12 protein-coding genes, 1 tRNA gene, 3 rRNA genes, 1 other RNA gene, 1 pseudogene and 1 other annotated feature are annotated in these 13539 nt (G+C 40.5%); of the genes and pseudogenes, 4 read left to right on the top strand and 14 right to left on the bottom strand.

From position 1 onward, the window contains the following. From AC1DVK_RS24780 to tadA, 8 genes are all read right to left on the bottom strand, one after another. Positions 1-156, bottom strand: a 16S ribosomal RNA gene (locus AC1DVK_RS24780); the annotation flags it as partial. 346 nt (positions 157-502) lie between these two features. Next, positions 503-766: a pro-sigmaK processing inhibitor BofA family protein gene (locus tag AC1DVK_RS24785; RefSeq protein WP_061440309.1), complete on the bottom strand. Its 264-nt coding sequence runs from the start codon at positions 764-766 to the stop codon at positions 503-505. Positions 767-879: 113 nt separating this feature from the next. Beyond that, positions 880-1098 (bottom strand): YaaL family protein, encoded by a 219-nt coding sequence (locus AC1DVK_RS24790; RefSeq protein WP_061440308.1) that lies wholly within the window; start codon positions 1096-1098, stop codon positions 880-882. A 20-nt stretch (positions 1099-1118) separates the two neighbouring features. Continuing rightward, complete coding sequence (gene recR, locus AC1DVK_RS24795; protein WP_061440307.1) at positions 1119-1715, bottom strand: recombination mediator RecR; 597 nt, start codon at positions 1713-1715, stop codon at positions 1119-1121. A gap of 60 nt (positions 1716-1775) precedes the next feature. After that, the gene (locus tag AC1DVK_RS24800; RefSeq protein WP_053348895.1) at positions 1776-2093 is read right to left on the bottom strand and encodes a YbaB/EbfC family nucleoid-associated protein; all 318 of its coding nucleotides are present in this window, start codon (positions 2091-2093) and stop codon (positions 1776-1778) included. Positions 2094-2114: 21 nt separating this feature from the next. Then, complete coding sequence (gene dnaX / locus AC1DVK_RS24805) at positions 2115-3803, bottom strand: DNA polymerase III subunit gamma/tau (protein WP_477627625.1); 1689 nt, start codon at positions 3801-3803, stop codon at positions 2115-2117. A 181-nt stretch (positions 3804-3984) separates the two neighbouring features. After that, an RNA gene (ffs, locus tag AC1DVK_RS24810) (signal recognition particle sRNA large type) lies at positions 3985-4249 on the bottom strand. Between the two features lie 147 nt (positions 4250-4396). Continuing rightward, on the bottom strand, positions 4397-4903 hold the full coding sequence (gene tadA / locus AC1DVK_RS24815) for a tRNA adenosine(34) deaminase TadA (protein ID WP_284469101.1): 507 nt from the start codon (positions 4901-4903) through the stop codon (positions 4397-4399). A 139-nt stretch (positions 4904-5042) separates the two neighbouring features. On the opposite strand from tadA, the pseudogene AC1DVK_RS24820 reads away from it, so the two are divergent. From AC1DVK_RS24820 to AC1DVK_RS24830, 3 genes and pseudogenes are all read left to right on the top strand, one after another. Then, positions 5043-5569: pseudogene (locus tag AC1DVK_RS24820) on the top strand (cysteine hydrolase family protein). A 182-nt stretch (positions 5570-5751) separates the two neighbouring features. After that, entirely contained in the window at positions 5752-6411 is a 660-nt protein-coding gene (locus AC1DVK_RS24825) for a deoxynucleoside kinase (RefSeq protein WP_089365026.1), read from the top strand. After that, the gene (locus AC1DVK_RS24830) at positions 6389-7060 is read left to right on the top strand and encodes a deoxynucleoside kinase (protein WP_061440306.1); all 672 of its coding nucleotides are present in this window, start codon (positions 6389-6391) and stop codon (positions 7058-7060) included. The genes AC1DVK_RS24825 and AC1DVK_RS24830 overlap by 23 nt, the downstream gene beginning before the upstream one ends. Positions 7061-7181: 121 nt before the next feature. Here the strand turns inward: AC1DVK_RS24830 and AC1DVK_RS24835 are convergent. From AC1DVK_RS24835 to guaB, 4 genes are all read right to left on the bottom strand, one after another. Further along, positions 7182-7274: transfer RNA gene (locus tag AC1DVK_RS24835), tRNA-Ser, on the bottom strand. Positions 7275-7411: 137 nt separating this feature from the next. Continuing rightward, positions 7412-8689, bottom strand: coding sequence for a serine--tRNA ligase (gene serS / locus AC1DVK_RS24840; RefSeq protein WP_061440305.1), 1278 nt, complete (start codon positions 8687-8689; stop codon positions 7412-7414). A gap of 62 nt (positions 8690-8751) precedes the next feature. Then, positions 8752-8977: a binding site (T-box leader), on the bottom strand. A gap of 69 nt (positions 8978-9046) precedes the next feature. Beyond that, positions 9047-10366: a D-alanyl-D-alanine carboxypeptidase family protein gene (locus AC1DVK_RS24845; protein WP_477627626.1), complete on the bottom strand. Its 1320-nt coding sequence runs from the start codon at positions 10364-10366 to the stop codon at positions 9047-9049. 173 nt (positions 10367-10539) lie between these two features. Further along, entirely contained in the window at positions 10540-12003 is a 1464-nt protein-coding gene (gene guaB / locus AC1DVK_RS24850) for an IMP dehydrogenase (RefSeq protein WP_089365025.1), read from the bottom strand. Positions 12004-12115: 112 nt separating this feature from the next. Here guaB and AC1DVK_RS24855 point away from each other — a divergent pair, with 112 nt between their 5' ends. Next, the gene (locus AC1DVK_RS24855) at positions 12116-13081 is read left to right on the top strand and encodes a YaaC family protein (protein ID WP_477627627.1); all 966 of its coding nucleotides are present in this window, start codon (positions 12116-12118) and stop codon (positions 13079-13081) included. 77 nt (positions 13082-13158) lie between these two features. On the opposite strand, the gene rrf is transcribed toward AC1DVK_RS24855, so the two are convergent. Further along, a 5S ribosomal RNA gene (gene rrf, locus AC1DVK_RS24860) occupies positions 13159-13274 on the bottom strand. 64 nt (positions 13275-13338) lie between these two features. Next, positions 13339-13539, bottom strand: a 23S ribosomal RNA gene (locus AC1DVK_RS24865); the annotation flags it as partial.

Here is a 13539-nt window from a genome sequence, read left to right on the forward strand (position 1 = left end):
CCCGAAGTTATCCCAGTCTTATAGGCAGGTTGCCCACGTGTTACTCACCCGTCCGCCGCTAATCTCAGGGAGCAAGCTCCCATCGATTCGCTCGACTTGCATGTATTAGGCACGCCGCCAGCGTTCGTCCTGAGCCAGGATCAAACTCTCCGAAGAAATGTTTGACTTGCTCATTTGCTTTTTGATAGTGTGTGCTCACTTAAAATTTAACGTTGGCGCTTTGTTTTGTTCAGTTTTCAAAGAGCAATTCTTCGTCGTTACTTCGTAAGCGACTTTATTATCTTATCATCAACTCATTCTAATGTCAATATTTATTTCACATTTTTTTGATTGAGTATTTATGATGTCGTTATTGGCGACTCCTAATATATTATCAGGTTGTTCTTTTTTCGTCAATGGTTTATTTGCATATTTTTAAAAAAACCTAAATGAACGATAACATGATAAAAACCTCAAGGAGTTTCCATGAGGTTTTTCAGAGTAACATCGACGCTAATTCCTTTTAAATGACCCAATAGCCAATGGCCGCCAAAGCTGCAACTCCTGGTATTCCAAGCAGGCCGGCGACTGCTGAGGTAACAGGGTTGATGGGTACATGAATGCCCGCTTGATTCCCAAGTGTATTCAAAAAGAACAAAAAGGCTGCACCGATAATGATCTTTATAATCCCCTGCCCTATAAACCGGACGGGTCTTAATGGCGCCCCTATAATGAGGAGCATTAAAATCAGGCCGCCAACTACGGCAACAAAGACAACTGGTTCCAAAATCATTCCTCCCCGCAAGCTTGTACTTCACTTATATGAAGAGATCTTTGGATTAAGAACTCAAACAAAAAATGGCTATGAAGAAAATGCATTCCTTCACAGCCATCTACTTATCATCTTTTTATGCGGACATTCCTTCTTTTAACTTCCCTGAATAAGTAGAAATATTTCACTTCCGCCAGTCTTGTTTGGGCGATTACTTCCTCAGATGGATCAACGCTTTTTTCAAGTAATGATTTTTGATTATGCCAATTCCATTTCAAATGTTCAAGATCTTCGATTAATGACTCATTAAATTCATTTCGAAGTTTCTTTTTTTTACGAAAGAACAAGTGAAGTCCTCCCAGCTATCTTATATTTCTCTTCTTCCTTCAATTGCTTTTGATAGCGTCACTTCATCCGCATACTCCAAATCTCCGCCAACAGGAAGTCCGTGGGCAATTCGGGTCACTTTAATCCCTGACGGTCTTAGCAACCGCGAAATATACATGGCTGTCGCTTCACCTTCAATGTTAGGATTAGTAGCCAAAATGACCTCCTGCACTGTTTCATCTTGCAGGCGTTTTAATAAATCAGGAATGTTTATATCTTCTGGACCAATTCCGTCCATCGGTGAAATACTGCCATGCAGTACATGGTATAAACCATTGAACTCTCGCATCTTTTCCATAGCTATTACATCTTTCGGGTCCTGAACCACACAAATCAAACTTCTGTCCCTCTTTTGATCTTCGCAGATATAACAGGGATCTTGATCTGTAATATGACCACAGACTGAACAATACATAAGATTCCGTTTAGCATTCACAAGTGCTTTTGCAAAATCCAAAACAGTATCTTCCTTCATGCTTAGTACATGGAAGGCTAATCGAGCAGCCGTTTTAGGCCCAATCCCCGGCAATTTCATAAAACTGTCAATGAGCTTGGAAATCGGTTCTGGATAATGCATCAAATTCCCCCTAAAAATCTCAAAAGAAACCTCCTGAAAGGAAGTTTCTTTTGAACTTGCTTAAAACATACCCGGAAGGTTCATTCCCTTAGTGAATTGTCCCATCGTTTGGTTTGTCAGTTCTTCAGCCTTTTTCAAAGCATCGTTAGTTGCAGCCAGCACTAAATCCTGAAGCATATCGATATCATCCGGATCGACAACTTCCGGTTTGATGATTACATCAACTATTTCTTTATGGCCTGTCACGATGACCGTTACCATTCCGCCGCCAGCAGTGCCTTCAATCTTTTTTTCACCTAATTCTTCTTGTGCCTCTGCCATCTTCTTTTGCATTTTTTGCATTTGTTTCATCATATTTTGCATATTACCGCCGCGCATACCCATTTTCCTTACCTCCAATTATTCTTTAATTTCAAGTAGATCATCGCCGACTAATTTTCTAGCCTCTGCTATAAAGGGGTCTTCTTCTTTTGATTCCGTTTCTTCTGGACCGTCGAACTGCTGTGTTGAAATGAAGTCCTCCCGCAACCTTTGCCACTGGCTCTCCGGAACACCAGCTATCTCCATACGGTGCCCGGTCAATTGCTGCATGATTGAGGCCATCACTTCCACGAAACGGTTATTTTCCATTGCCATTTGACAATGAATATCATATTTGAATTTTACCACAAAAGCTTCAGTTGACGCAGCAACAGGTTCTGCCTCCGTTAATAAAGCTGCCAATGACTTTTGGTTTTGCTGACCTAACTGTTCAAGCACTTCTCCCCACTTACTTTTCACTACATTAAGATCTGGCTTTGTAGCTTGTTTCAAAACTTGATTGATCTTTCCTGCAGGTGCTTTATATGCTTTTTTAATGGCCCTTTGTGCTTTCGCCTGCTCTGCAGGTTTTTCTGTCATGGCTGCCGGAATGCCATTTTTATGCATTTCCATTAATTTTTTCTCTAGATCATCTATTTTCTGCTGCATCTGTTTAAGCTGCCCATCATCCGTTTGATTTGACCTTTGCTCATTACATAATTTCACAAGTGCCACTTCAAGGAAAATCCTTGGATGATTTGTCCATTTCATATCCTGCTGTGTTTGATTGAAGCTTTCAATAATGGAGTAAATCGATTCAGAGGAGATGACTTCCGCCAATTCTTTAAATTGGGGATCTATCAATACACGCTCGAAGGATTCTGCCAGGGCTGGTGCAGTTTGATACAAAAGCATGTCACGGAAATAATAAATCATGTCTTCTATGAACCTAGCCGGATCTTTTCCCATAGCTAGCAATTCTTCAAGGACTTCAAGTGCCACCACTACTTCTTTATCATATATAGCCTTTGCCAACCTGCTTAAAAATGCCTGCGAAACAGAACCGGTGACAGTCAATGCATCTTCCACGGAAACCGTCTCCGAACTGAAGGAAATCGCTTGATCAAGAAGGCTTAGGGCATCTCGCATCCCGCCTTCTGCTGCCCTCGCAATGATATGCAGAGCTTGTTCATCACATGAAACACCTGTTTCTGCAATAATCTGTGACATCCTGCCAACAATATCTTGAGGCTGAATTCTTTTAAAATCAAACCTTTGGCAACGGGAGATGATCGTTAGTGGAATCTTATGAGGTTCTGTCGTCGCCAATATAAAAATTACGTGCTTCGGAGGTTCTTCCAATGTCTTTAAAAGCGCATTGAAAGCGCCTTGTGAAAGCATATGTACCTCATCAATGATATAAACTTTATATGTAACCGCGTTCGGTGCATATTTGACCTTATCACGAATGTCACGGATTTCCTCGACACCATTATTGGATGCTGCATCAATTTCTATAACATCTGATATGGAGCCATCAGTGATTCCGCGGCAAGTAGCACATTCGTTACAGGGCTCACTTGTCGGGGCATGCTCACAATTCACTGCTTTTGCTAGAATTTTGGCAGCACTTGTTTTCCCTGTCCCGCGTGGACCGGAAAATAAATAGGCATGTGAAACCTTCTGCCCGACCAAGGCATTCTGCAGCGTTTTCGTTACATGTTCTTGCCCAACTACATCAATGAATTGTTGTGGCCGCCATACCCGGTATAATGCTTGATACCCCACGGAAATCCCTCCTTTTTTCTCCATCTTGTTTATTATACATTACTGATTTCCTTAATTTCAAAGTCTAAAAGGAAATTTTATGATTGCCTCATTGTTTTCAAAAAACCAAGCAGTTTACCTTCTTGGCATAAAAAAAAACCCACCCGATACGAATGAGTTTTTTGTTTATGTAAAATAACTGCCGTGCACCTTCTGTCGATTAGCAACCATAAGCGTTACTTAAGCAGTTAGCTCGGCCCAGGCAACCCTGCGGCACATGAGAACTTCCACTTAATGCTGCTTCCTTCCGGACCTGACATGGTTCATGGAGTCCCATTGCGCAGGACCCGGGCGTCAACACCACTTACTTAAGGCAGGCCCTACAGAATGCTAACCTCGAGAAGGGATTCAACCTCGCTAGAGCGGATTGCGAGTACAGGGCACCGCTACCTCCCCGTCTAGCACGGCAAATGTAATACCAATTTCGCAGCGTCATGTCGACGCATAATTCATTATACTAAGGTAACAAAAAAAACGCAAGTGTTGTTCATGGACAGTTTGATTCCAAATTTATCAAATGAAGCTAAGCCTCATCTTCAACATTCGTTTTTCACCTATTTATTTTCTTCGATAATCTTGAGTGCTCTCTCTCTTTTCAAATTTTTCTTTTTATTCCTAAGCTCTTTAAAAAAAGAAGTCAATATCCAACCGCACTCTTCCCCTAATACACCGCTCGTTACTTCACATTGATGGTTGAAGCGTTCATCTCGAAGTAAATCCATAAATGTCCCTGCACATCCAGCCTTTGGATCGTGCGCTCCAAAAACAACCCGCCTTACCCTCGATTGTAAAATGGCACCTGCACACATGGGACAAGGTTCCAACGTTACATATAGCGTCGCATCCTCAAGGCGCCAGCTGCCAGTAGCACGACAAGCCTCATTGATCGCAAGTAGCTCTGCATGTGCCGTCGCATTCTGTTCTGTTTCCCTTAGGTTATGCCCCGTCGAAATAACTTGGTCATCTATTACGATTAAAGCGCCAATCGGCACTTCATTCAATGCCTGCGCCTTTTTAGCTTCCTTCAAGGCCAAATTCATGTAAAAAACATCATCCTTCATAAAAAAACCCCCTCAAATTAAGTAGGAGTAAACAGACAAATATAAGACAAAATAAAGGTCATACTACTTATTCTAATGAATAGTAACGCAAGCTGCATATGTGCTGCAAGTAAATTCTCACAATGAAGGAGGATATACCATGAATCGACCTAAATCGCCTTCTTTCGCCTTGCTTATCATTGATATGATCAATGATTTTGATTTCAAACACGGGAATATGCTCCTTGAACATACGAAGCTTATCATCGATCCGATTTTGAAATTAAAAAAGCAAATGCAAGAAAAGGGCTTTCCAATCATTTATATCAATGACCATTATGATTTATGGCAGGCTGACTTCGATAAAATAATTGATACCTGCCATTAATTGAAACGACAAAACCACAACAAGACGAGTTCTTTCTCATCAAGCCGAAGCATTCTGCATTTTATGGTACCACCCTCAACACATTACTCAAACGATTAAAGGTGGAAACCCTGATCATTACTGGTATAGCCGGTAACATCTGCGTCCTGTTCACGGCCAAAGATGCCTATATACCGGAATATAAATTATGGATACCCGAGGATTGCATCGCTTCAGCATCAAAGGAAGATAATCATTATGCATTAAAGATGATGAACCATGTTCTTAAGGCATCCATTAAAAAGTGTGTGGACATTTAAGGTATTCACCAGAACAAGGCATTCCCCACCATATCCCCCTGTTACACACTCTTTCATTCTCCTTCATTAGCAAACTGACAAAAATATCACTTAAGTCCTAAGTCTGTGATACAATATCTCTTGGCTGAAACCTAATAAACTGGGAATTTCAGCTTGATACCTCATGAAGGAGGACAGATTGGATGAAATCCACCCCATTTATCACTGTCGAAGGTCCAATCGGCGTGGGAAAAACATCACTTGCAAAAGCTATCGCAGAGCATTTTCAATTTTCGTTATTGAGGGAAATTGTAGATGAAAATCCATTTCTGGGTAAATTCTACAACAACATTGATGAGTGGAGCTTTCAAACAGAAATGTTTTTTCTATGTAACCGTTATAAACAATTGGAAGATATCGAAAAAAAGTATCTTACTAATGACCAAGCCGTGGTGGCTGATTACCATATATTCAAGAACTTGATATTTGCTGAACGAACCCTAAAAAACGAACAATACAATAAATACCTTGAAATATTCAATATTTTAACACGGGATATGCCAAAACCTAATATGGTCATTTATTTAAACGCAAGTCTTGATACTCTGATCTCCCGCATCGGTAGAAGAGGCCGTGATTTCGAAAAAAATATATCTTCCATTTATTTAGAGCAATTATCCGCAGATTACCAAATATTCATGGAAACGTTTGAAAAACGGCACCCTGACATACCTGTGCTTACATTTAACGGAGATGAACTGGATTTCGTCGGCAACAAGGATGATTTGAAAACGATAATCACCCAAATAGAGAATGCCCTGCAAAAAGGAGTAAAGTCAAATGAACTTACGAAAGAAATATAATATTCCAAACAACGCCGTCATTACGATAGCAGGGACGGTTGGCGTAGGAAAATCAACCATGACCAATGCATTAGCCGATGCCCTTCAATTCAGGACATCCTTTGAAAAGGTTGATACGAACCCCTACCTGGATAAGTTTTACGATGATTTTAATCGTTGGAGTTTCCATCTGCAAATCTATTTCCTCGCTGAACGTTTTAAAGAGCAAAAAAAAATCTTTGAATATGGAGGCGGTTTTATCCAAGACCGTTCCATTTATGAAGACACTGGAATATTTGCAAAAATGCATCATGAAAAAGGTACGATGAACGATGTGGACTACGAAACTTACACAAGCCTTTTCAACGCCATGGTAATGACGCCATACTTCCCGCACCCTGATTTACTTATCTATCTCGAAGGTTCACTGGACGATATCCTCGACCGTATCCAAGAGCGTGGCCGTCCGATGGAACAGCATACCCCAATTGAATATTGGCAGGAGATGCACGGCCGTTATGAAGAATGGATTGATCAATTTAATGCCTGTCCTGTCCTTCGATTGAATATAAATGAATATGACCTTATGCAGGATGAAGCAAGTATCGAACCTCTTATAAAACGGATTGCCGAATATATGGAGCAAACCAAGTTGTTACGAAATATGTAAAACAAAAAAACCACCGGTTATCCGGTGGTTTTTCAATATATTAGAAAACAAAAATTCCGTTACATCTCTGTAACGGAATTTATCGATATCCAATTTATGCGCTGTGGTTATTAATAAGTTATGGAGGAGGTAGAGGGATTCGAACCCCCGCGGGATTTGACTCCCCTGTCGGTTTTCAAGACCGATCCCTTCAGCCGAACTTGGGTATACCTCCGTATCAACATTTATTATAATACATTGAATTAAAATCAAAGTCAAGCAGTCTAGAAAGTTTTTTGAAATAATTTTTAAACTTAGATAAAAAGGAGAATCAGCTTCTTTTATCAGAAGCTGATTCCTTTTTTCTTTAACTTACGGTTTAATGACCTCCACACCGCGCATATATGGTCGTAATACTTCAGGAATGATAACACTGCCATCTTCCTGCTGATAATTTTCCAAAAGCGCCGCGACTGTACGGCCGATTGCCAAACCTGATCCATTTAGAGTATGGACGTGTTCCGGTTTTCCTTTTGCATCACGTCGGAAGCGGATATTGGCCCTTCTAGCCTGGAATGCTTCAAAGTTACTGCAAGAAGAAATTTCACGATACGTTCCATAACTCGGGATCCAAACCTCGATATCATACTTTTTAGCAGCAGTGAAACCAAGATCTCCCGTACACATGCTTAGTACTCGATATGGAAGACCTAGCAATTGAAGGACCTTTTCGGCATGACCCGTGAGGTTTTCCAATTCCCCATAAGAATCTTCCGGCTTTACAAACTTCACTAATTCAACCTTATTGAACTGGTGCTGGCGAATTAACCCGCGGGTATCACGACCGGCAGAACCTGCCTCTGATCGGAAAGAAGCGCTGTATGCCGCATAACTTATCGGCAGATCATCCATGCTCATGATTTCATCACGATGGAAATTTGTCACAGGCACTTCAGCCGTAGGAATCAAGAAGTAATCTTCACTTTCAATACGGAAGGCATCCTCCTCGAATTTAGGTAACTGACCTGTGCCAGTCATGCTTGCACGGTTGACCATATATGGAGGCAGCATTTCTTCATATCCATGTTCTTCAACATGAAGATCCAGCATAAAGCTAATTAAAGCACGCTCTAACCGTGCACCTAGACCCCTATAAAATACAAATCGGCTTCCGGTAACTTTTGCTGCCCGTTCAAAATCCAGGATGCCTAAATCTCCAGCTACATCCCAGTGTGGTTTTGGTTCAAATTTGAATTCCGGCAATTCCCCCCATTTACGGATTTCAACATTATCGTCTTCCGTTTCACCAACTGGGACACTTTCATGCGGAATATTAGGAATGGAAAGAAGTAATGTTCCTAAGCGGGCTTCCACTTCACGAAGCTCATCATCGAATCCTTTGATTTGATCTCCAACTTCACGCATTTCGGCAATCAACTGGTCAGCATCCTTTTTCTCCCGTTTCAATACTGCCACTTGCTGTGAAACTTCATTCCTTTTGCTTTTCAACTTTTCCGTATCGGCAATCAAGGTTCGGCGCTTCAAATCAAGCTCTTCAAATTTACCTAAATCAGTTAGATCTTCTCCTCTGAATTGCAGTACACGTTTTACTTCTTCAAAATTATTTCTTACATATTTCAAATCCAACATTTTCAGTTCCTCCTTAATATCTGATGATCTTTCCAAGAACGCAAAAAACTCCCGTCCCCTGAAGAAGGGACGAGAGTTAACCCGCGTTGCCACCCTAGTTGAAGACATATGAAAAATGTCTACCACTTATCACGATAACGGCTTTTAACCGAAAGTACTTACTGACCCCATAAGGCTTTCCATACTCTGCTCCAGGAGGGATTCACAAGATTCTCACACCGATTTCCACCAGCCATCGGCTCTCTATTGAAAGAAATACTTGTTACTATATCCTGTCATTGCTTTCTTATATAATCAGATTGTTTTCCATAATGTACTATAATTTTATACATTACGCAACCGTTTTATACACGAAACTTAAAACCAGCCTTTAACTGTAGAAGCTACACTGCTCCATACATCACCAAAGAATCCGCCAACCGCACGCATTGATAATACGAACCAGTTTGCCTTTTCAACAGACTCAGCAGCTACGACGTTAACCTTCACTGGATCGCCGTTAATGTACCCGTAATCTTCGCCGTTTTTAGGAGTGACTGTGATGTATCCAAGTTTTTCACCTTTTTTGATTGGTGCAGTCAACTTACCATCATCATTCAATTTGTTTTTATCGATCACTAAATCTGTTTTATAGTTATCTTTCTCACCATTTTCAACAAGTAGCTCGATCGCTTTTTCAGATTGAACCTTAACACTTTTTTCCTTACCTTTTACTACTGAAAGTGTTTCTTTCCCTTTCACTTGGTAATTGGCTGGAAGTACTTTTTCTTTTTTGAAGGTTGCATAAGCATAGTTCATCAGCTTAGTGCTATCCGCAAAACGTTCAGTTTTACTAGTGGACTTCATTACCACCGTGATATAGCGTTGGCCATCCCGGATAACCGTCCCTGTATGACCATAACCGGCATAGTCAGTAGATCCCGTTTTCAGTCCATCTACGCCTTTATATTCAAATATCAGGCCAGGCAACATCCAGTTGAAGTTCGAATACTCTTTTCCATCACGGAACTTCAATTTAGAAATACTCGCAATTTTTAATACTTCCGGATAATCGTTTATTAGACGATAAGCAAGAAGAGCAGTATCTTTTGCGGTCATGATATTTTCTTCATCTGCTTTACCAGTAGGGTATTGCCCTAATAAATCGGAGTTATTCAAACCGCTGGCATTAACGAATTTATGGTTTTTTAAGCCTAATTTTGTTGCTTTTTCATTCATTAATTTAACAAAACTCTTTTCACTTCCGGAAATCAATTGTGCTAAAGCTACCGTTGCAGCATTTCCAGAATAGACAGCCATGGCTTGATATAGTTCTTTAACTGTGTAATCTTCACCTTCTGTTAACCCAACATTCGACAAATGCGGTGCTTTTGAAAGATCATGCACGTATTTATTTATTTTAACTTTTTGATCCCAACTGATTTTCCCATTTTTGATTGACTCCATTATGATGTATTCAGTCATCATTTTTGACATGGATGCAATCCCTAATACTTCATCGGCATTTTTTTCATACACGATTTGTCCTGTTTTACCATCAATGATGATGGCTGCCTCTGCTTTTAAACCTAAATTATCAGATTCAGCAACAGCTTCCCCCGGTTGATAGGCAAATTGCGACATAACAAGAGCAAAGACAAAAGTGAAAATGAGGGTAATCTTGCTGATTTTTTTCAATTTCCAATACCTCCAACTTTTAAGCTAATCTCAATAACAAAGAAGAAACTTTATGTGATTCCCTTGACACCTTGTATAGTTTATCACAGAAAAAATAAAAAAAATAGACAGAGTAATCGTAGACTCTGTCTATTTTAATAATAAATTTTAATGACGATTATATGTTAAATTCATTACATTGAATAATTCGGTGCTTCTTTTGTAATTTGGACATCATGAGGATGACTCTCTCTTAACCCGGCACCAGTCATTTTGACAAATTGAGAGTTTTCTCTCAAATCTTCCAATGTGGCTGTTCCGCAATATCCCATACCTGAACGAATGCCGCCAATCAGTTGGAAAATGGTATCTGAAAGAGGTCCTTTGTATGGAAGGCGCCCTTCGATGCCTTCCGGTACGAATTTCTTGTTATCTTCTTGGAAGTAACGATCCTTAGATCCCTTTTCCATCGCTGCAACAGAACCCATACCCCGATATACTTTAAAACGGCGACCTTGGAAAATTTCCGTTTCACCAGGGCTTTCAGTTACACCGGCAAGCATACTTCCAAGCATTACTGCATGTCCGCCTGCAGCTAGAGCTTTAACGATATCACCAGAGTATTTAATTCCGCCATCAGCGATGATCGTTTTACCATATTTCCTTGCTTCTGTCGCACAATCGAAGACTGCCGTGATTTGAGGAACTCCTACACCGGCTACAACCCTTGTCGTACAGATTGACCCTGGTCCGATTCCCACTTTCACTACATCAGCTCCCGCTTCAATCAATGCTTTCGTTCCTTCAGCAGTAGCCACGTTACCAGCGATGATCGTCAATTCAGGATATGCCTCGCTGATTTCCTTTACCATTTCAAGGACGCCCGCTGAATGACCGTGAGCAGTATCAAGCACAATTGCATCGACTTGGGACTTAACAAGCATTTCTACACGCTTCAATGTATCTTTAGTCACACCAACAGCAGCACCTGCAAGTAACCTTCCTTGCTTATCTTTCGCCGAGTTCGGGAACTCAATGACTTTCTCGATGTCCTTGATTGTAATAAGTCCTTTAAGAACACCATTATCGTCTACAAGGGGAAGCTTTTCAATTTTGTATTTTTGAAGAATCTTTTCTGCTTGTTCCAAGTTAGTTCCCACTGGAGCTGTGACCAGATTCTCTATAGTCATGACACTGGAAATCTTCAAAGAAAAATCGGAAATAAATCGCAAATCACGGTTTGTAATAATACCCACAAGTTTTCGATCCTCTAAATTGTTGACAACAGGCACACCCGAAATGCGATATTTACCCATTAGATGCTCTGCATCAAATACTTGGTGATCTGGCGTTAAGAAAAATGGATCGTTAATAACACCGCTTTCTGAACGTTTTACTTTATCCACCAGTTCAGCTTGTGCCTCAATAGACATATTTTTATGGATAATACCCAATCCGCCTTGACGAGCCATGGCAATTGCCATCTCAGCTTCTGTAACGGTATCCATTCCTGCACTGATGATAGGAAGGTTGAGCTTTAAATTTTCAGCTAAGCTGACTTGAAGGTTAACATCTTTCGGCAAAACCTCTGATTTCGCTGGAATTAATAGGACATCATCAAAGGTTAAACCTTCTTTTGCAAATTTATTTTCCCACATTATTTTCCCCTCCTGCTTAAAAATATTATTTGTAGGTTATCAATAGGACATACTACTGTCAAGAAGAGAAATAAATGTTTGATAATTCTATTAATTCGGAGGAGAGGCTGCAATGCCTGAAAACAATGATAATTTCGATAAATATACCCCTTTTTTTTCCGCATCTTCCTCACAACTTTTTTTACAAAAATGTTATATGCGTGAAAAAATAGAAGATGCAGAAATGAAAAGTTACGAAAACTGCTATCCATTTATATACCATCTTGAACATGGTAAAACATATTATAATCAGGCTGCCATAGCTCCACTTTCCATACAGCCAATCCTAATATTTTATGGATTCGCCCAATTGTTAAAGGCCTGCCTGCTCACTATTGATCCTAACTATCCTGAATCAACTTCGGTACTTGCCCATGGGGTAACTACAAGAAAAAGAAAAAAACAACAATACGAATTTTTAAAGGACGAAGTAAAAACGCAAAAGAATGGACTTTTCACCTGCATTGCCGAGAAATTATTTCATATCAGGCATCTGGAAGGTGAAAAATTTTCCATGGGGACGCTATTGAAGGAAATACCAGATATGCAGAACTTTACATGGCCGATTCCCCAGAAAAATTTCGCCGCCCTGTCACCCACTTCGGATGGTTTTCAACTACCCTCAGCCATATTGGATAGCTATCAAATGTCCAGCAGTCGGCTGGAAGAATTTTTAAAATCCAAAACGAATCAAATTTTCAGTATTTCAGAGGCACCTCGATCACTGACTTTAAAAGCAGATAGCGCACTTATTCATAATGCTTCTTCTCCAATACGATATAACATGGCAGAAGGACAGTTCATGCTATCACTCAATAAAGATTCGTCAGCTTTTTCGTTACCTGAACTTTTAATCCATTATTTGATCTCTTATAACCTTAGTATAATAGCTCGTTATGAAACAGAATGGTGGGCAGAGCTGATGAAAACAATGCCTAATGATGATTACCCTTGCATTGTGCAATTCCTTAAAATAAGCCAAGTTAAGGTGCCCTTTTTAATATTGGAATGGATCAAGTCCAAAAGGTTAAACTTTTGATCCATCTAACTACCAATCGTGGTTGATCTGTCCTGGAACGCGAAAAAAGACCAGCCAGATGGCTGATCTTATAAATGGCTTGGCGGCGTCCTACTCTCACAGGGGGAAACCCCCAACTACCATCGGCGCTGAAGAGCTTAACTGCCGTGTTCGGAATGGGAACGGGTGTGACCTCTTCGCTATCGCCACCAAACATATCAGGAACGTTGTTCCTTCAAAACTAGATAATAAGAAGGTATTTCATTTTTTWAAAAGCGTTGGTTAAGTCCTCGATCTATTAGTATCAGTCAGCTCCACATGTCGCCACGCTTCCACCTCTGACCTATCAACCTGATCATCTTTCAGGGATCTTACTAGCTTGCGCCATGGGAAATCTCATCTTGAGGGGGGCTTCATGCTTAGATGCTTTCAGCACTTATCCCGTCCGCACGTAGCTACCCAGCTATGCCTTTGGCAAG

It is taken from the genome of Peribacillus sp. P4_B1 (assembly GCF_056402395.1).